A 17,591-nucleotide genomic window follows, 5' to 3' on the forward strand; every position below is an offset into this window, starting at 1 on the left:
AGCGGCCCGGGTTGGGCCGTGCAGAGTCCTCTGGGGGCACAACCCCAGACCCCCAAAGACTTCGGGCCCAACAAGGAGAGCAGGGAACCCAGATGGCGGAGCTCACGATCCGGCCGGAGGAGATCCGGGACGCGCTGGAGAACTTTGTCCAGGCGTACAAGCCGGACGCGGCCTCGCGCGAGGAGGTCGGTACGGTAAGCGTTGCCGGCGACGGCATCGCGAAGGTCGAGGGTCTGCCCTCGGCCATGGCGAACGAGCTGCTCAGGTTCGAGGACGGCACCCTCGGTCTCGCCCTCAACCTGGAAGAGCGCGAGATCGGCGCGATCGTGCTCGGCGAGTTCAGCGGCATCGAAGAGGGCCAGCCGGTGCAGCGCACCGGTGAGGTGCTCTCCGTCGCGGTCGGCGAGGGCTACCTCGGCCGCGTCGTCGACCCGCTGGGCAACCCGATCGACGGCCTCGGCGAGATCGAGACCGAGGGCCGCCGCGCCCTCGAGCTGCAGGCCCCCGGCGTCATGATGCGGAAATCGGTCCACGAGCCGATGGAGACCGGCCTCAAGGCCGTCGACGCCATGACCCCGATCGGCCGCGGCCAGCGTCAGCTGATCATCGGCGACCGCCAGACCGGCAAGACCGCGCTGGCCGTCGACACGATCATCAACCAGCGCGACAACTGGCGCTCGGGCGACCCGGACAAGCAGGTCCGCTGCATCTACGTCGCCGTCGGCCAGAAGGGCTCCACCATCGCGTCCGTGCGCGGCGCGCTGGAGGAGGCCGGTGCCCTGGAGTACACGACGATCGTCGCGGCCCCGGCGTCCGACCCGGCCGGCTTCAAGTACCTCGCCCCGTACACCGGCTCGGCCATCGGGCAGCACTGGATGTACCAGGGCAAGCACGTCCTGATCGTCTTCGACGACCTGTCCAAGCAGGCCGACGCCTACCGCGCCGTCTCCCTGCTGCTGCGCCGCCCGCCGGGCCGTGAGGCCTACCCGGGTGACGTCTTCTACCTGCACTCCCGGCTGCTGGAGCGCTGCGCCAAGCTCTCCGACGACATGGGCAAGGGCTCGATGACGGGCCTCCCGATCGTCGAGACCAAGGCGAACGACGTCTCGGCGTTCATCCCGACCAACGTCATCTCCATCACCGACGGCCAGTGCTTCCTGGAGTCCGACCTGTTCAACGCGGGCCAGCGGCCGGCGCTGAACGTCGGTATCTCGGTCTCCCGTGTCGGTGGCTCCGCCCAGCACAAGGCCATGAAGCAGGTCTCCGGCCGGCTTCGCGTGGACCTTGCCCAGTTCCGCGAGCTGGAGGCGTTCGCCGCCTTCGGTTCCGACCTGGACGCGGCCTCCAAGGCCTCGCTGGAGCGCGGCAAGCGCATGGTGGAGCTGCTGAAGCAGGGCCAGTACGCGCCGTTCTCCACGGAGAACCAGGTCGTCTCCATCTGGGCCGGCACCACCGGCAAGATGGACGACGTGCCGGTCGAGGACATCCGCCGCTTCGAGAGCGAGCTGCTGGACTACCTGCACCGCGAGCACAAGGGCCTGATGACGAGCATCCGCGAGGGCGGCAAGATGTCGGACGACACCCTGCAGGCGCTCGCCGACGCCATCGCCTCCTTCAAGCGGCAGTTCGAGACCTCGGACGGCAAGCTGCTGGGTGAGGGCTGAGCATGGGCGCCCAGATCCGGGTCTACAAGCGCCGTATCAAGTCGGTCACCGCGACGAAGAAGATCACCAAGGCGATGGAGATGATCGCGGCCTCGCGCATCATCAAGGCCCAGCGCCAGGTGGAGGCCTCTTCGCCGTACGCGCGGGAGCTCACCCGCGCGGTGGCGGCGGTGGCCACCGGCTCCAACACCCAGCACCCGCTGACCACCGAGGCCGAGCGTCCCGTCCGGGCCGCGGTCCTGCTCGTCACGAGCGACCGCGGACTGGCCGGCGGCTACTCCTCCAACGCCATCAAGGCGGCGGAGGCGCTCCGGGAGAAGCTCGTCGCGGAGGGCAAGGAGGTCGTCCAGTACGTCGTCGGCCGTAAGGGCGTGGCCTACTACACGTTCCGGGAGCGGAAGCTCGCGGACTCGTGGACCGGCTTCACCGACAGCCCGTCGTACGCGGACGCCAAGGCCGTCGCGGCCCCGCTGATCGAGGCGGCCGTCCAGGACACCGCCGAGGGCGGCGTGGACGAACTGCACATCGTCTTCACGGAGTTCGTGTCGATGATGACGCAGTCGCCGGTCGAGAAGCGGCTCCTTCCGCTCAGCCTCGCCGAGGCGGGCGCGGCGGAGCAGGGGACGAAGGCGGAGATCCTTCCGCTGTTCGACTTCGAGCCGTCCGCCGAGGAGGTCCTCGACGCCCTGCTGCCGCGGTACGTCGAGAGCCGCATCTTCAACGCCCTGCTGCAGTCGGCCGCCTCCGAGCACGCCGCCCGCCGCCGTGCGATGAAGTCGGCCACCGACAACGCCGAAGAGCTCATCAAGTCGCTGACGCGGCTTGCGAACGCGGCCCGCCAGGCCGACATCACCCAGGAAATCAGCGAGATCGTCGGTGGCGCTGGCGCCCTGGCCGACGCGAACGCGGGGAGTGACTGACAACTATGACCACCACTGTTGAGCCGACCGCTCCGGTCGGCGTGGCCGCCGGCCGCGTCGCACGGGTCATCGGCCCGGTCGTCGACGTGGAGTTCCCCGTCGACGCGATGCCGGAGATCTACAACGCCCTGACCGTCGAGGTCGCGGACCCGGCCGAGGAAGGCGCCACCAAGACGCTGACCCTCGAAGTCGCCCAGCACCTGGGTGAGGGCCTGATCCGCGCCATCTCCATGCAGCCCACGGACGGCCTCGTCCGCCGGGCCCCCGTGACGGACACCGGCCAGGGCATCACCGTCCCGGTCGGCGACGTCACCAAGGGCCGGGTGTTCAACACCCTCGGCGAGATCCTGAACGAGCCGGAGGCCGAGTCCGAGGTCACCGAGCGCTGGCCCATCCACCGCAAGGCCCCCGACTTCGACCAGCTCGAGTCCAAGACCGAGATGTTCGAGACCGGCCTGAAGGTCGTCGACCTGCTGACCCCGTACGTCAAGGGCGGCAAGATCGGTCTGTTCGGCGGCGCCGGCGTCGGCAAGACCGTGCTCATCCAGGAAATGATCATGCGTGTGGCCAAGCTGCACGAGGGCGTTTCCGTGTTCGCCGGTGTCGGCGAGCGCACCCGTGAGGGCAACGACCTGATCGAGGAGATGGCCGAGTCCGGCGTGCTCCCGCAGACCGCCCTCGTCTTCGGCCAGATGGACGAGCCCCCGGGCACCCGTCTCCGGGTCGCGCTGGCCGGTCTGACCATGGCGGAGTACTTCCGCGATGTGCAGAAGCAGGACGTGCTGTTCTTCATCGACAACATCTTCCGCTTCACCCAGGCCGGTTCCGAGGTCTCCACGCTGCTCGGCCGGATGCCCTCCGCGGTGGGCTACCAGCCGAACCTCGCGGACGAGATGGGCCTCCTCCAGGAGCGCATCACCTCGACCCGCGGCCACTCGATCACCTCGATGCAGGCGATCTACGTGCCCGCGGACGACCTGACCGACCCGGCCCCGGCGACGACCTTCGCGCACCTCGACGCGACGACGGTCCTCTCCCGGCCGATCTCGGAGAAGGGCATCTACCCGGCGGTGGACCCGCTGGACTCGACGTCCCGCATCCTGGACCCGCGGTACATCTCGCAGGAGCACTACGACTGCGCCTCCCGCGTCAAGGGGATCCTGCAGAAGTACAAGGACCTCCAGGACATCATCGCCATTCTCGGTATCGACGAGCTCGGCGAGGAGGACAAGCTGGTCGTCCACCGTGCCCGCCGCATCGAGCGCTTCCTGTCGCAGAACACCCACGCGGCGAAGCAGTTCACCGGTCTCGACGGATCGGACGTGCCGCTGGACGAGTCGATCGCCGCGTTCAACGCGATCGCCGACGGCGAGTACGACCACTTCCCCGAGCAGGCGTTCTTCATGTGCGGTGGCCTGGACGACCTGAAGGCCAAGGCCAAGGAGCTGGGCGTCTCCTGACCCCCGTCCGGCGTCCGGGGGCGGGCCCGTCCCGCCCCCGGATCCACGCCCGTTATTCTGTGAAGCCCGGACATCCCCACCCCCAGACTTTCTGGACACCTGTCACGGCAGGTGGAGACCCGAGGAGCCACGTTGGCTGCTGAGCTGCACGTCGAGCTGGTCGCCGCGGACCGCAGTGTCTGGTCCGGCGAGGCCACCCTGGTCGTCGCACGCACCACATCGGGTGACATCGGCGTCATGCCCGGCCACCAGCCGCTGCTCGGTGTGCTGGAGACCGGCCCGGTGACCATCCGTACGACCGACGGAGGCACGGTGCTCGCCGCCGTCCACGGCGGTTTCATCTCCTTCGCCGACAACAAGCTGTCGCTGCTCGCGGAGATCGCGGAGCTGGCCGAGGAGATCGACGTCGCCCGGGCCGAGCGGGCCCTGGAACGAGCCAAGTCGGAAGCCGACGCCGCCGCCGAGCGGCGCGCCGAGATCCGGCTCGTCGCGGCCGCCAGCAAGCGCTGAGACGGTCACGACACGCACGATGAGCACAGCCGCGGACCGCTCCGGGAACCTCCGGGGCAGTCCGCGGCTGTTGCGGTACATGACGTCATACTGGTCGGGTACGTGAGGCGAGGAGGTCGGTGGAGATGGTCCTCGCTCTTGTGCTGAGCGGCTCGGTCGTCGCGCTGGTGCTGTTGGGGCTCTTCGTCTTCGGTCTGCGGCGCAGACTGATCCAGCGGTCCGGCGGCACCTTCGACTGCAGCCTGCGCTGGGACGTGGCCCTGGGGGAGCCCGAGCCGAGCGGCAAGGGGTGGATCTACGGAGTCGCCCGCTACAGCGGTGACCGGATCGAGTGGTTCCGGGTGTTCTCCTACGCGCCCCGGCCACGCCGGGTGCTGGAGCGCTCCGCGATCGAGGTGCTGGCGCGCCGCACCCCGCAGGGCGAGGAGGAGCTGGCCCTGCTCTCCGATTCCGTCGTCCTCGCCTGCTCGCACCGCGGCACCCGGCTGGAACTGGCGATGAGCGAGGACGCCCTGACCGGCTTCCTCGCCTGGCTCGAAGCCGCCCCCCCGGGCCAACGAGTCAATGTGGCCTGATCAAAGGTGCTCGTTGGTTGGGGGTGCCCCCGGGCGGAGCCCGGGGGAGGGTCAATGTGGCCTGATCAAAGGTGCTCGTTGGTTGGGGGTGCCCCCGGGCGGAGCCCGGGCGACGGTGAACGTGGCATGAGAGCGGGGCTCCCGGGCCGACTGGTCCGGGAGCCCCGCTCCGTTCGCGCGGGAGAACCGGGGAGACGGTGGGCGGCGGCGTCTCCCCGGTCGCCGGGGTGCGGGGCGGTCCGGCCCCGCGTCCGCGTACCTACCGCAGGCCGCGGTCGATGGCGGTGATCAGCTCGCCGTCGGCGGTGTCGCCGCTGGTCTCCCAGAAGAACGCCCCGCCGAGACCGCGCTGTTTGGCGTAGGCCATCTTTCCGGCGATGGTTCCGGGGGTGTCGTAGCTCCACCACTGGTTGCCGCAGTGGGCGTAGGCGGTACCCGCGACGGTGCCGGTGACCGGGCACGCCGTCTTGAGCACCTTGTAGTCCTCGATGCCGGATTCGTAGGTGGCCGGCGCCGGGCCGCTCGCGGTGCCACCCGGCTCGCTCTGCGTGACGCCCGTCCAGCCGCGGCCGTAGAAGCCGATGCCGAGCAGCAGTTTTCCGGCGGGGACGCCCTGCTCCGTGAGTTTCCGGACGGCCGCGTCGGCGGTGAAGCCCGCCGCGGGGATGCCCGGGTAGGAGGTGAGCGGGGAGTGCGGGGCGGTCGGGCCGTCACCGTCCCAGGCGCCGAAGAAGTCGTACGTCATCACGTTGTACCAGTCGGAGTGGGGCGCGGCGGCGGCGTAGTCGGTGGCGTCGAGCTTGCCTCCCGGGGAGGCGTCGGCGGTGATGGCGGCGGTCACCAGGTCGTTTCCGAACTCGGCGCGCATGGCCCGCATCATCGCCGCGAAGGCCTGCGGGCCGCTGCTGTCGCACCGCAGCCCGCAGGCGTTGGGGTACTCCCAGTCCAGGTCGATGCCGTCGAAGACGTCCGCCCAGCGGGGGTCCTCGACGAGCTGGCGGCAGGAGCGGGCGAAGCGCTGCGGATCGGCGGCCGCCTCGGTGAAGCCGCCGGACCAGGTCCAGCCGCCGAAGGACCACAGCACCTTGAGGTGCGGGTAGCGCTGCTTGAGCTTGCGCAGCTGGTTGAAGTTGCCGCGCAGCGGCTGGTCCCAGGTGTCGGCGCGGCCGTCGACGCTCTGCTCGGCGGTGTACGCGCGGTCGTGATCGGCGTAGGCGTCACCGATGACGCATCGTCCGCCGGTGACGTTGCCGAAGGCGTAGTTGATGTGGGTCAGCTTCGCGGCGGTACCGGAGGTGACCAGGTCCTTGAGGTGGTGGTTCCGGCCGTAGCCGGCCCAGTTGGTGAAGTAGCCCAGCTTGACGGGGGATGCCGCGGCAGCGGGGCCGGTGGCGGCGACCCGGCTCCGGTCCGGGGCCGTCCGGGCCGTCTGGGCCGCCTGGGCCGCGGGAACGAGGGCGGTGAGGGAGAGCAGGAGGGCGATGAGGGCCGCGGCGGCCCGGCGGGGTCCGCGGGGGCGTCGGGGGATGAGGGGGGAGGTTCCTGGGCGCAAGGCTGCTCCTCAGTCGATCCGTAGGGGGGTGGAACCTGCGGCCGCCCGACGGCACGCCCCTCCGCCCGCGCCGGGCGGGAGGGATGTGGCCTTCGCATTGCTGAGGAGACTAGAAAGGTCTGTACCTCTGGTCAAGAGGTCTGGACCAGTCGCCCGCCGTTTCCGGGAAAGGTGCCCGCCGCCCGCGTACCGGGAGCGCGCGGCATTCCCCGGCTTCCGGATGTCACGGTCCCCCTACGCCCAACTCCTTTGCCAGCATGGCTGCTTGGACGCGGCTTCGCAGGTCCAGCTTGCCCAGCAGCCGGCTCACATGGGTCTTCACCGTGGCCTCCGCCATCCGCAGCCGCCGGGCGATGTCCGCGTTGGACAGGCCCTCGCCGAGACAGCCCAGCACCTCCCGCTCGCGCGGTGTCAGGCTCCGCAACACCTCGGGATCGTCCGCTCCGCTTCGGCGGTCCGGGCGGGACGAGGCGAACTCGGCGATCAGGCGGCGGGTCACGGCGGGGGCGATCAGCCCCTCGCCACGGGCCACGGTCCGTACCGCCGTCACCAGCTCCGCCGCCTCGCTGTCCTTGAGCAGGAAGCCGGCCGCGCCCGCGCGCAGGGCGCCGAAGACGTACTCGTCCAGGTCGAAGGTGGTCAGGACGAGGACGTCCGCCAGCCCCTCGGCGGTGATCGTCCCGGTCGCCGAGACGCCGTCCAGTCGTGGCATCCGGATGTCCATGAGCACCACGTCCGGGCGGAGTTCCCGGGCCAGGCGCACGGCTTCCTCGCCGTCCGCGGCCTCGCCGGCGACCTCGATGCCGGGGGAGGAGCGCAGGATGAGCACCAGCCCTCCCCGGACGGCGGACTGGTCCTCGGCCACCAGCACCCGGACGGGCCGCCCGGCGGGCTCCGGCATCACGGCATCACGCTCCCCGCACATCGGCGGGCAGTGCCGCCCGCACCTGCCATGTCCGCGCCCGGCCGGGGCCCGTCCCGGTGCGCTCCTCCGTGTCCGGGGCCGCGCCCGTGCCCGCGGGCCCGTCGACGGGACCGGCCTCGAAGGTGCCGCCCAGCAGGGCCACCCGCTCCTCCATGCCCACCAGGCCCGCGCCGGCGCCGGGCGCGAGCGGCCGGCCGCCGCCGGCGCAGGGGCTGCGGACCTCCACGGTCAGCGGACCGCCGTCCTCCAGCGCCAGCGTCACGGTCACGGTGCCGGGCGAGGCGTGCTTGAGCGTGTTCGTCAGCGACTCCTGCACGATCCGGTACGCCGCCATCTCGACGGGGGCCGGCAGCCGCGGCCCGGGTGTGCGGGTGTCCTCCAGGACGAACTCCAGTCCGGTCCCGGCCCCGTTCGCACGGGTCTGCTCCAGCAGGGCACCGAGGCCGTCGAGCCGTGGGGCGGCGAGCAGTCCGGCGTCCTCGCCCTCCCCGGTGCGCAGCAGGCCGATCAGCCCGCGCATCTCCGCCAGGCCCTGCACGCTGTTCTCGCGGATGACCCGGAGGGATTCCCCGGCGGACTCGCGGTCGCCCAGGGACAGCGCGGCGGTGGAGTGGAGGGCGATCGCGGAGAGGCGATTGGCCACCAGGTCGTGCAACTCCCGTGCCATGCGGCCGCGTTCGGCGGCCACTGCCTCCCGGCGGTCCATCTCGGAGAGCAGCGCCGTCTGTTCGGCGCGGAGCCGCTCCGCCCTGGCGGTCTCCCGGTGCTCGCGCACCGTGAGACCGCTCCAGGCCGGGACGACGGTGATGAGCGCGCAGACCACGCCGACGAGCAGTGACTCCGGTTCCGGGCGGGCGGCCAGCGCCGAGAGGGTCACGCCCACCGTGGCCACCGTGCTCAGGGCGGGCACACGGCGGGCCATGGCGGGGCGCCCGTACAGCACACTGGCGTAGACGACATCGGTGAACATCAGGACGGTCGCCAGCAGGGAGCCGATCAGCTGGTCGGCGACGAGCGCGCCGACCGCGACCAGCAGGGTCCACGGCCGGCCGGTGCGGCGCAGCAGCACGGCACCGCACATCACGGCCAGCGGAGCGAGTGGCAGAAGACCGGGGTCGGCGCCGTGCGGGACCGTGGTGCGCAGGTCGAAGTGCCACAGCAGGAGCCCGCCGAGAAGGCCGCCTGCGGCCATCAGAGCGTCATCGCGGCGCGGGAGGGGGACGGCGGACGGCATGAACCCATCACAGCATGGGGCCGGGTGCGGGATGCGGGGGCCGCGGGGCCGCGGGACGCCCCCGGGCCCGCGAGGCTCGGTGGTGCCTCGCGGGGCTCGGTGACGCTTCCTCAGCGGTGCCTCAGAGGGCGCGACCGGGTGGCGGACTGGAAGAGGCCGGTGAGCAGCAGCGCTCCGCCCACGGCCATCAGCACCACTCCCACCTTGGTCAGGGTGAACACCGGGATCTCCACGTCTCCGGTGAACAGCCACAGGGCGAGTCCCACGGTGAACGTGACGGCGCCCTCGGCCAGGTTCTTCGTGGATGAAGCCATCGTCGACCGCTCTCCTCCGGTTTGACCGCCCGTGACGTCCGCCGTCCGGTGCCTGTTCCCAGACTAGGAGCGGTGCGGGCGGGGATCGTCCGCCCGCCGGAGGAGCCCGGCTACATCGTTCGATGCAGCCGGGGCCGGGGCCGGGGCCGGGGCCGGGGCCGGTGCGGGCGGGCCGGACGGTGGCGGAAGCACGGGTCCGCCCGGTGCCCGGGCCGGGGTGACGGGGCCGGCGGTCCGGCGCCGGCCGCGGAGAGCGGCTGCCTCAGCGCTCCCCGCCCGGCACCCACAGCACGTCCCCGACCTCCTTGTTGGCCACCCGGGCCAGGATGAACAGCAGATCGGAGAGGCGGTTGAGGTAGGTCGCCGTCAGGGCGTTCATGATCTCGCCGTGCACTTCGAGCGCGGCCCAGGTGGAGCGCTCGGCCCGCCGCACCACCGTGGTCGCCTGGTGGAGCAGCGCGGCCCCGGGGGTGCCTCCGGGCAGGATGAAGCTGCGCAGCTTGTCGAGCTGCTCCAGGAAGCGGTCGCAGTCCGCCTCCAGCTTGTCGACGTAGCCCTGCTCCACGCGCAGTGGCGGGTGCTCGGGGTTCTCGGCCACCGGGGTCGCGAGGTCGGCGCCCACGTCGAAGAGGTCGTTCTGGACCCGGACCAGGACCCGCACGACCTCCTCCGGCAGCGAGCCCAGGGCGATGGCGGTGCCGATCACGGCATTGGCCTCGTTGGTGTCGGCGTACGCGGCGATCCGCAGATCGGTCTTCGCGGTGCGGCTCATGTCGCCCAGGGCGGTGGTGCCGGTGTCGCCGGTACGGGTGTAGATACGGGTGAGGTTGACCATGGCCCGAGCCTAATGCCGTTGCCGTACCCGGGTCGCCGGGCGGGAGGGCGGTCACGGACGGCCTGCGGGGCGGCGCGGGCCGAGGTGTGAAGTCCGTCATGTGAGACGTGATGCGCGTCTCTTGGCCTTTCGAGGGGGCTCCGGAGGCCGCTAGGGTCCGGCGTGGGAGATGTCGCGGCTCCCGCCGGCCGGCGTGCCGGCACGGACCGGCACAGCGTGGGGAGGCGGGGTCAGTGGCAGGACATCCCGCCGTCGCCGCGCCCGCGGACGGGTGGCGGACCGGTCGCGGTGCGCACGGCTCTCGCGGTCCGGCGGTCCGCCGGCTCCGCCGGGGCGGGCTTCCCGCGGCCCGTGGCCGGTGTGCGAGGTCACACCCCGCCGCAGGCATGTACGGCGGCCGGTGCGGGAAGCCGGTACGGAAACTCCGTCATCCCGCCGCGCCCGCGCCGCGGGGTCGGCGGCGGTGACCCCGGCGGCGGAAACTCCGCAGTGCTACTACACCTTTCGCGGTGGCAGCGCACTCTCGGATCCCCCACTCGGGTGAAATCCGTATCGGTTCGCTTACAGATGGCAACTATGCTGCCTGAGAGGTAGTCAGTTCTGTAGATCTTGACCGGGCCATTCCGACCAGGCCACCGCAGCACTTACCGGGAGCGCATATGCATATCAGGGGCGACCATGCCGAGCTGGTCGTCGGCGGCCGCCTCGACGTGCGCAGCGCGGCGGACGCCCGCGCGGCCCTGCATACGGCGGTGGATTCCGGCCACGGCGATCTGATGCTCGACCTCAGTGAACTCGACTCCTGGGACGCCACCGGGCTCGGCGTGATCATGGGAGTCCACCGCCGGGCCGGCCGGGCCGGACGACGGCTCGTCCTGCGCGGGGTGCCGCCGCAGCTGCAGCGGGTCCTCGTCGCCACCCGGCTGCACCGCATTCTCGCCATCGAGGGCGGCCTCGCCGCCGAGGCCCTGCCCCGGGTCTGAGCGCCCACCCCGGTCCGGGTCCCGGCCCCCCGGAGGGCCCGGTTCCGTGATCGCCCCGGTCGCACCCGGCGCCGCACCGTCCCCTCTCGTCCGCGCCGCCGCCCGTCCCGCGCGCCGGATTCCCGCTCCGTGAACCCCCGCACCGCCGCCGTGCCGGAGCAGCCCCGCGCACAGCGCCGTGACCAGTGCGACTGCCGGTCAACCTCACAAACACATGACGTTCGCGTTCGCAGGCCGTTCCCCTGTTTCCCGGACCGCGTACGACCGTCTAAAGTGCGGGACGCGCGGCATCCCACACTCCGCGACGCCCCCCGGACCACGCGACGGCTGGGGGCACCCCCCGGCCGCCGCCGGGGGAGTGACCGGCCGGGAGAGCATCGGCACGCGACGTATCTGGGGGCTTCACCATGGACCCGAACCACCGTGGGCCGGACGAGCACGGCCACCACGACGACCCTCCGGGCGCACGGCACCACGCCGACGGCACGCCCGCGCTCCCCGAACTCCGGGAGCGCGACGCGGCGTTGCTCGTCCCGATCAAGGGCGCCCGCTCCGAGCTGGTCGCCGGCTCCGCGCCCGCGCCCGTCCGCACCACCACCCTGGTGGCCGGCGAGTATCTGCTGACGGTCAACCCGCTCGACGGCAGCGAGGTCGAGGCCTGCCCGCCGGCCGCACGGCCCGCCGCCCCCGCCCTCCGCACCCAGGCGGAACGCGCCCGCCGCGAGCGCACCGCCCCGCCGCCCGTCCCCGCACATCCGGCCGTGCCCGCCACGTCCGCCGCTCCGCTGCTGGAGCGCGCCGAGGAGCGGATACGGCTCCGCGGCCTCCTGGCCCGCGGCCGGTCCGTCCGCGTCACCGGCCCCTCCGGCTCCGGCCGCACCGCCCTGCTGGACGCCGTGGCCGAGGAGTGCGCCGACCTGGCCCCGCACGGCGTGGTCCGGCTCTCCGGCCACCGCCGCACCTCCTGCGACCTGCTGTACGACCTCTTCGGTACGGTCTACGACGCCCCCGGGCACCGGCCCGGGCGCGAGGAACTGCTCGGCCACGTCCGCCGCGTCGGCGCCGTCGTCGTGCTGGACGACCTCGAATTCGGCGGCTCCGCGCTCGGCGAACTCCTCGACGCCACCCCCGAGTGCGCCTTCCTCTTCTCCGCCACTCCCGACGTGGCCGCCCCGCCCGCGGACACCCATGTGGAAGAGGTGCACCTCTCCGGCCTCAGCCGTGGCGCCTGCACCGAACTCCTCCAGCACGTCGTGGACCGCCCGCTGACCGACGACGAGGCGGCCTGGGCCGGGGACCTGTGGTTCGAGTCCGAGGGCCTGCCGCTCCGCTTCGTCCAGGCCGGTGCCCTGCTGAGACAGCGGGACGCCCTGCGCGCCGACCCGGACGCCTTCGCGGGCCAGGACGCCCCCGGCGACACCGGCCCGGCGAACGCACCGCGCACCGCGGCCCCCGAGGACCGGCCGCCCGCCGTGGACACCCTCAGCGGCCCGGAGGGCACGGAGGCGGTGGCCGGCACCCCCGTACTGCTGCCCACCCTCGCCGAGGCCGCCGCCCCCGCCGCCCTGCTCGCCTCCCGGCTGAGCGAGTCCGCCCGCGAGACGCTGCGGCTGGCCCTCGCCCTCAGCGGCGACTGCCCCCACCACGCCCATCTCCCGGCCCTCACCGGCGACAGCCATGCCGACGCCGCGCTCGGCGAACTCCTCGCCTGCGGCCTCGTCACCCCGGCCGGCGGGCACCACCGCCTCGCGGCAGGCGTCGCCACCCAGCTGGAGTCGGCCGGTTACGGCGAGGGGGCCGCGGACCGTGCCCACCTCGCCGGCCGGCACTACGCCTGGTGGGCCGGCCACCCGTCCGTCGTCCCCGAGCGGGCCGCCGCGGAGGCCGAGGCCGTGCTCGCGGTGATGGCCGTCCTCGTCTCCGGCGAGGAGCCCGGCCATCCCAGCACCGCCGTCCGGCTGGCCCGCACCGTCGCCCCCGTGCTGGCCGCCGCGCTGAACTGGAGCGCCTGGGAGCGCGCCCTGCGGCACGGGCAGGAGGCCGCCAGGATCTCCGGAGAGGTCGCCGAAGAGGCGTACTTCCACCATGAGTTGGGCGTCCTCGCGCTCTGCACCGGCAAGCTCGACCGGGCCCGCGCCGAGCTGGAGGCGTCCATCGCGCTGCGCGGCGTCCTCGCGGACCGGCGCGGCGCCGTCGCGGGCCGCCGGGCCCTCGCCCTCGTCGAGGACAAGGCGGGCGGCTTCGACCACGCGGCGGGCGGTGCGATACCGGGCGAGGGGCTCCCCGCGCACGCCGGGCAGGCCGAGGAACCCACCACCCCGCCGACCGCCGTCACCACCGCCTTCGGTGCCTTCGCCGGCGGCCGGGCGGACACCGGCGCCACGGCGGTGACGCCCGCGCCGGTGGGCGTGGCCACGGGCATGAGCGCGGCGGCCGGGACCGGATCCGCGACCGCGGCCGGCCCCGGGCCCGGCCGCGGCAAGCCCACCGGCCGCGGAACGGGCCGGATGCCGGCCGTCCTCCAGGGTGCCCGGCGCAATATCGCCGCCGTCAGCGCCGGAGCCCTGCTCACCGCGGTGCTGGGCACCGTGGTGACCCTCGGCGCCACTTCCGGGGGCGAGGAGGGCCCGCCGGACCGGGTCATCTCCGAGCAGTCCGCCAACGAGGACGAGGGCGGTGGCGGCCTGCCCGCCGAGGCGCCGGTGAAGGACTCCACCCGGAGTCCCCGGCCCGTGGAGAGCGGCCGGGCCGGACCGGACCCGTCGGCCCCCGAGAGCCCCGCCCCGAGCGCTTCCGGCGAGAGCGGCTCCACGGGGAGCGGCAGTCCCAGCGCCTCCCGGTCGACGGGCTCCGGCGGCTCCTCCGGCGGTTCGGGCGGCTCCTCGGGCGGCTCGGGGACCACGACCCCCACCAAGAAGCCGTCCCCGACGCCGTCGACGGAAGAGAGCACCCCCGAGGAGCCGCCGGAGGAGAGTCCGGAGGAGTCGCCGGCGAGCCCGGGACCCAGCACGAGCGGCGGCACCACCAACACGGCCGGCGAGCCCGCCCCCGTCTCCCCGGTCGGCAGCGGCACGGCCTCGGCGTCGCAGTCCGCGTCGGCGTCGACACCGCCGTCGGCCGACGGGAGCGGCTCCGGCGAGGAGCTTCCCGTCATCTGAGCCGGTCGGGCCGGGCAGGGCGGTTCCGGCTGGCCGGCCGGGCTGTGCCCGGTCGTGCGGGTTGAGTCCGGTTGCGGGGTCGCGCCGGCGCCCGGGCCGAGTGCGCGGGGCGGGCCCGTTGTGCCGGGGGCGGGGCGAGTTCACCGTGCTCCGGTCGTGTGGGGCGGACCGGCCGTGCGGCGGACCCGGCCGGACGTGTCCGGATGAGCGGATGGACCTGTCCAAGCCGTCGGTGGCGGCTGAATCGGCGGCGGGTCCGGGCCCCGGTACGGGCTCCGGCCGGTTACGCCCGTTCCGCTCGGCTCCGGCGCGGCCACCGCCCCGCGGAACGGGGCGGTTCTCCGCCGGTGCGGCGCGGGGCGGGCGGTCTCCGCGCTTCACGTCCCGAGCGGAGCGCGGTTTCCCGGCTGCGGGAGCCGCGGAGCGGCGGGCTCAGAAGAGCCGGAGCTTGTCGTCCTCGATGCCGCGCAGGGCGTCGTAGTCGAGTACGGTGCAGCCGATGCCGCGGTCGGTGGCGAGCACCCGGGCCTGGGGCTTGATCTCCTGCGCCGCGAAGATGCCCCGCACCGGTGCCAGATGCGGATCGCGGTTGAGGAGCTCCAGATACCGGGTGAGCTGTTCGACACCGTCTATCTCGCCGCGCCGCTTGATCTCCACCGCGACGGTCGCGCCCTCGGCGTCCCGGCAGAGGATGTCCACCGGTCCGATGGCAGTGGGGTATTCACGCCGAATCAGCGCATAGCCTTCGCCCAGTGTCTCGATCCTGTCGGCGAGGAGTTCCTGGAGGTGCGCCTCTACGCCATCCTTGATCAGACCCGGGTCAACCCCCAGCTCATGGGACGAGTCGTGGAGGATCTCCTCCATGGTGATGATGAGCTTCTCGCCCGCCTTGTTCACCACCGTCCACACGTCGTCGTCACCCTCCTTGAGGGTGCAGGGCGGAGACATCCAGTTGAGAGGTTTGTAGGCCCGGTCGTCGGCGTGGACGGAGACACTGCCGTCCGCCTTGACCAGGATCAGCCGGGGCGCGGAGGGCAGACGGGCGGTGAGCCGGCCCGCGTAGTCCACGGAGCAGCGGGCGATGACGAGACGCATGGCCGCACGCTACTCGACCGCCCCGCCTCCACGCGATTCGCCCTGGATGGGCCCGTTCGGTAGCTGGCTGGTTGTCACCATTCTCCTGGTGCGGCCGCTGGGAGCGGCATACCGTGGATGCGGGAAGTCGTCGCCCGGGCACGCTCTGTCGCGGCTCCCCTTCGCCGTCCGAGGACCCCTCCGGGGGTGCGAGAGGAGAACCCCATGTCGCTGGACGTCTCACCGGCCCTGCTCGAACAGGCCGAGCGAGGCGAGGTCGATGAAGCGGAGTTCGTCGACTGCGTCCGGAACTCCCTGCCGTACGCATGGGAGATGATCAGCTCTCTGGTGGCCCAGCTCCAGGTCGACGGCGGGGAGTTCGCCGACAACCAGGTGCCGCCGCCGGACGAACAGGCCCGCGGCCAGCTGCTCCGAGCGCTGGCGAGCGATGCGATACGCGGGGCTCTGCAGCGGCACTTCGGGGTCCGGCTGGCATTCCAGAACTGCCACCGGGTGGCCGTCTTCCCGCCGGCCGGAGCCTCCGACGAGAGGCTCGCGCGCTTCACCTCCGTGCGCGGCCAGATCCTGAACCAGTCGCAGGAGCTGCGCGACTGCTGAGCACCTCCGCCCGCCCCGCGCCGCGTCCGGTACACCCCGGCCGCGGCGCGGCGCGGCGCCGCGGTACGGAGGCGCGGGCCCGGCACCCGCGCGCGGTTCAGCCGAGCAGGGGCAGTACCTCGCCCCCCAGCCGGCGGACGTTCTCCTCGGTGGCCGCGAGATCCCCCGACCCCTCCACCAGCAGGGCGAACCGGCTGATGCCGGTGCGCTCCGCGGTGGCCGCCAGCCGGTCCGCGCAGAGCCGCGGGGGGCCCACCGGGTGCAGTGCGCAGAGGAGTTCGGTGTACGTGCGCGGATCGCGCATGCGGCGCTCCCGGCCGTCCACCGTGACATGCGCCTCCAGACCCTGCCGCAGCCAGCCGGGCATCGCCTTCAGCAGCGCCTCGGCGGCGTGATCGCGCGAGTCCCCGATCTGCGCCACCCCGGCCGAGACATGACCGGCCGCCGCGATCTCCTCGGGAGGGCGGCCCGCCGCGCGGGCGCAGTCGCGCCAGAAGGCGACCATGGCCGCCTTCTCCTCGTCGCCGCAGTGCATGCCCAGGAGCATCGGCAGACCGCGCTCGGCGGCGAGCCGCACACTCGCCCGCGAGGTGCAGGCGACGACCACCGGAGGGCCCTCGGCCGGTTCCAGCAGATCGCGGGGGCGCGGCACCACCGGCACCTCCCGGAAGCTGAACCGCTCGCCGTCGGCCGCGACCCGCGGTTCGCGCAGCCAGCGCAGCAGCAGGTCCAGCGACTCGGGGAAGCCGCGCTCGTAGGCGGGGAGGCCCGCGCCGAACACCTCCAGGTCCACCCAGGGGCCGCCCCGGCCGACGCCGAGGGTGAACCTCCCGCCGGAGAGCAGGTGGAGCAGCGCCGTCTGCTCGCCGAGCACCACCGGGTGCGTGGTCGGCAGCACGCTGACGGCGGTGCCGACCCCGATCCGCCGGGTGCGGCCGAGCAGCAGCGCGGCGAGCGTCACCGCCGACGGGCACACCCCGTACGGCACGAAGTGGTGCTCGGCGAGCCATACCGCGTCCAGCCCCGCCCGCTCCGTCTCCTCCGCCGTGCGCACGGCCCGGCGTAACGCCTCGTCCGCTCCCTGGCCGGGGAACTGCGCGGCCAGTACGAAAACTCCTACCTGCATCGCCTTCTGCCTCCTCGCGGACGGCGTGCCACCCCCCTATTGGCAACAACGCCCGACACGTGCCAAGGGCACGGTCTCCCGTGAAGTTCTGCCGATTATCTGGGTTATTGGGGATTCCGAGGATTTCGGGCGATCGGAGGCGGTGATGCGGTTTCCTGCGGATCCGGTACCGGGGCGGGCCCGGCGCGTAGGCTGTGCGGAAGACCATCCACCCTTCGGATACCCCGCGAGGTGCAGCCCGTGTCCCCCCGTCGTAACCGCCCCCGGGGCGGCGGCAGCAATCCCCCACCGTACGGCGGCGGCCGCCGCGAGGGGCAGGAAGAGCCGCCGTTCGGCACCGGCTGGGGGAGAACGGAGAGCTGGCGCGGGGAGGAGTGGGTGGTGCGGCCGGTCGGCTCCGCCACCGCGGCCAAGCGCTACCGCTGTCCCGGCTGCGACCAGGAGATCCCGGCCGGGCAGCCGCATGTGGTGGCCTGGGCGCAGCTCGGCCCGGTCGACGACCGGCGGCACTGGCACCGGGCGTGCTGGAACGCCCGGGACCGCCGCACCACCCGGGTACAGCGGTCCCGTAACGCACCCCGGTACTGATCCGCACCGGACCGCCGGTACCGGTCCGCGCGTGCCGCGCGGTCCGCGCGTGCCG

The 17,591-nt window shown here is 73.1% G+C and carries 16 protein-coding genes; 9 read left to right on the top strand and 7 right to left on the bottom strand.

Annotation, left to right across the window (positions count from 1 at the left end; genetic code table 11):
- The first annotated feature begins 92 nt into the window (after nucleotides 1-92).
- The 5 genes from atpA (at nucleotide 93) to KBZ10_RS05720 (ending at nucleotide 5,129) form a co-directional block, all read left to right on the top strand.
- Nucleotides 93-1,664: a F0F1 ATP synthase subunit alpha gene (gene atpA, locus KBZ10_RS05700; protein WP_210986369.1), complete on the top strand. Its 1,572-nt coding sequence runs from the start codon at nucleotides 93-95 to the stop codon at nucleotides 1,662-1,664.
- 2 nt (nucleotides 1,665-1,666) lie between these two features.
- Nucleotides 1,667-2,584: a F0F1 ATP synthase subunit gamma gene (locus tag KBZ10_RS05705; RefSeq protein WP_210986370.1), complete on the top strand. Its 918-nt coding sequence runs from the start codon at nucleotides 1,667-1,669 to the stop codon at nucleotides 2,582-2,584.
- Nucleotides 2,585-2,589: 5 nt separating this feature from the next.
- Nucleotides 2,590-4,044, top strand: a complete 1,455-nt coding sequence (atpD, locus tag KBZ10_RS05710) for a F0F1 ATP synthase subunit beta (RefSeq protein WP_210986371.1) — start codon at nucleotides 2,590-2,592, stop codon at nucleotides 4,042-4,044.
- A 132-nt stretch (nucleotides 4,045-4,176) separates the two neighbouring features.
- A complete protein-coding gene (locus tag KBZ10_RS05715) occupies nucleotides 4,177-4,554 on the top strand; it encodes a F0F1 ATP synthase subunit epsilon (protein WP_210986372.1) in 378 nt (125 codons plus the stop codon).
- A gap of 125 nt (nucleotides 4,555-4,679) precedes the next feature.
- Nucleotides 4,680-5,129: a DUF2550 domain-containing protein gene (locus tag KBZ10_RS05720; RefSeq protein ID WP_210986373.1), complete on the top strand. Its 450-nt coding sequence runs from the start codon at nucleotides 4,680-4,682 to the stop codon at nucleotides 5,127-5,129.
- Nucleotides 5,130-5,388: 259 nt separating this feature from the next.
- Here KBZ10_RS05720 and KBZ10_RS05725 read toward each other — a convergent pair whose 3' ends face one another.
- The 5 genes from KBZ10_RS05725 to KBZ10_RS05745 all read right to left on the bottom strand — a co-directional run bounded on the left by KBZ10_RS05725 (nucleotide 5,389) and on the right by KBZ10_RS05745 (nucleotide 9,989).
- On the bottom strand, nucleotides 5,389-6,681 hold the full coding sequence (locus KBZ10_RS05725; RefSeq protein ID WP_247701827.1) for a glycoside hydrolase family 18 protein: 1,293 nt from the start codon (nucleotides 6,679-6,681) through the stop codon (nucleotides 5,389-5,391).
- A gap of 223 nt (nucleotides 6,682-6,904) precedes the next feature.
- The gene (locus KBZ10_RS05730; RefSeq protein ID WP_210986374.1) at nucleotides 6,905-7,582 is read right to left on the bottom strand and encodes a response regulator transcription factor; all 678 of its coding nucleotides are present in this window, start codon (nucleotides 7,580-7,582) and stop codon (nucleotides 6,905-6,907) included.
- 7 nt (nucleotides 7,583-7,589) lie between these two features.
- Nucleotides 7,590-8,840: a sensor histidine kinase gene (locus tag KBZ10_RS05735; RefSeq protein WP_210986375.1), complete on the bottom strand. Its 1,251-nt coding sequence runs from the start codon at nucleotides 8,838-8,840 to the stop codon at nucleotides 7,590-7,592.
- Between the two features lie 110 nt (nucleotides 8,841-8,950).
- Nucleotides 8,951-9,154, bottom strand: coding sequence for a DUF5708 family protein (locus tag KBZ10_RS05740; RefSeq protein ID WP_210986376.1), 204 nt, complete (start codon nucleotides 9,152-9,154; stop codon nucleotides 8,951-8,953).
- 262 nt (nucleotides 9,155-9,416) lie between these two features.
- On the bottom strand, nucleotides 9,417-9,989 hold the full coding sequence (locus KBZ10_RS05745) for a cob(I)yrinic acid a,c-diamide adenosyltransferase (protein ID WP_210986377.1): 573 nt from the start codon (nucleotides 9,987-9,989) through the stop codon (nucleotides 9,417-9,419).
- A gap of 659 nt (nucleotides 9,990-10,648) precedes the next feature.
- Here KBZ10_RS05745 and KBZ10_RS05750 point away from each other — a divergent pair.
- Together KBZ10_RS05750 and KBZ10_RS05755 are read left to right on the top strand one after the other, a co-directional pair.
- Nucleotides 10,649-10,972 carry an STAS domain-containing protein gene (locus tag KBZ10_RS05750; RefSeq protein ID WP_019709988.1) on the top strand — a complete coding sequence of 108 codons (324 nt, stop codon included), beginning with the start codon at nucleotides 10,649-10,651 and terminating at the stop codon, nucleotides 10,970-10,972.
- 407 nt (nucleotides 10,973-11,379) lie between these two features.
- Nucleotides 11,380-14,130 carry an ATP-binding protein gene (locus KBZ10_RS05755; RefSeq protein WP_210986378.1) on the top strand — a complete coding sequence of 917 codons (2,751 nt, stop codon included), beginning with the start codon at nucleotides 11,380-11,382 and terminating at the stop codon, nucleotides 14,128-14,130.
- 432 nt (nucleotides 14,131-14,562) lie between these two features.
- Here KBZ10_RS05755 and nucS read toward each other — a convergent pair whose 3' ends face one another.
- Complete coding sequence (gene nucS, locus KBZ10_RS05760) at nucleotides 14,563-15,225, bottom strand: endonuclease NucS (protein WP_030545719.1); 663 nt, start codon at nucleotides 15,223-15,225, stop codon at nucleotides 14,563-14,565.
- A gap of 204 nt (nucleotides 15,226-15,429) precedes the next feature.
- On the opposite strand from nucS, the gene KBZ10_RS05765 reads away from it, so the two are divergent.
- Nucleotides 15,430-15,822, top strand: a complete 393-nt coding sequence (locus tag KBZ10_RS05765) for an SCO5389 family protein (protein ID WP_210986379.1) — start codon at nucleotides 15,430-15,432, stop codon at nucleotides 15,820-15,822.
- A 97-nt stretch (nucleotides 15,823-15,919) separates the two neighbouring features.
- On the opposite strand, the gene KBZ10_RS05770 is transcribed toward KBZ10_RS05765, so the two are convergent.
- Entirely contained in the window at nucleotides 15,920-16,948 is a 1,029-nt protein-coding gene (locus tag KBZ10_RS05770; protein WP_210986380.1) for an LLM class flavin-dependent oxidoreductase, read from the bottom strand.
- 240 nt (nucleotides 16,949-17,188) lie between these two features.
- Between KBZ10_RS05770 and KBZ10_RS05775 the strand changes: the two genes are divergently transcribed.
- A complete protein-coding gene (locus tag KBZ10_RS05775; protein ID WP_210986381.1) occupies nucleotides 17,189-17,536 on the top strand; it encodes an ATP/GTP-binding protein in 348 nt (115 codons plus the stop codon).
- Nucleotides 17,537-17,591: the final 55 nt, after the last annotated feature.

The organism is Streptomyces sp. F63 (assembly GCF_018070345.1).
Taxonomy (GTDB): domain Bacteria; phylum Actinomycetota; class Actinomycetes; order Streptomycetales; family Streptomycetaceae; genus Streptomyces.

Excerpts from the sequence above, each read along its gene's own strand:
- KBZ10_RS05705 (WP_210986370.1), top strand. The coding sequence starts at position 1,667 with ATGGGCGCCCAGATCCGGGTCTACAAGCGCCGTATCAAGTCGGTCACC.
- KBZ10_RS05755 (WP_210986378.1), top strand. The coding sequence starts at position 11,380 with ATGGACCCGAACCACCGTGGGCCGGACGAGCACGGCCACCACGACGAC.
- KBZ10_RS05720 (WP_210986373.1), top strand. The coding sequence starts at position 4,680 with ATGGTCCTCGCTCTTGTGCTGAGCGGCTCGGTCGTCGCGCTGGTGCTG.
- nucS (WP_030545719.1), bottom strand. The coding sequence starts at position 15,225 with ATGCGTCTCGTCATCGCCCGCTGCTCCGTGGACTACGCGGGCCGGCTC.
- KBZ10_RS05735 (WP_210986375.1), bottom strand. The coding sequence starts at position 8,840 with ATGCCGTCCGCCGTCCCCCTCCCGCGCCGCGATGACGCTCTGATGGCC.
- atpD (WP_210986371.1), top strand. The coding sequence starts at position 2,590 with ATGACCACCACTGTTGAGCCGACCGCTCCGGTCGGCGTGGCCGCCGGC.
- KBZ10_RS05750 (WP_019709988.1), top strand. The coding sequence starts at position 10,649 with ATGCATATCAGGGGCGACCATGCCGAGCTGGTCGTCGGCGGCCGCCTC.
- KBZ10_RS05745 (WP_210986377.1), bottom strand. The coding sequence starts at position 9,989 with ATGGTCAACCTCACCCGTATCTACACCCGTACCGGCGACACCGGCACC.
- atpA (WP_210986369.1), top strand. The coding sequence starts at position 93 with ATGGCGGAGCTCACGATCCGGCCGGAGGAGATCCGGGACGCGCTGGAG.
- KBZ10_RS05765 (WP_210986379.1), top strand. The coding sequence starts at position 15,430 with ATGTCGCTGGACGTCTCACCGGCCCTGCTCGAACAGGCCGAGCGAGGC.
- KBZ10_RS05740 (WP_210986376.1), bottom strand. The coding sequence starts at position 9,154 with ATGGCTTCATCCACGAAGAACCTGGCCGAGGGCGCCGTCACGTTCACC.
- KBZ10_RS05770 (WP_210986380.1), bottom strand. The coding sequence starts at position 16,948 with ATGCAGGTAGGAGTTTTCGTACTGGCCGCGCAGTTCCCCGGCCAGGGA.
- KBZ10_RS05730 (WP_210986374.1), bottom strand. The coding sequence starts at position 7,582 with ATGCCGGAGCCCGCCGGGCGGCCCGTCCGGGTGCTGGTGGCCGAGGAC.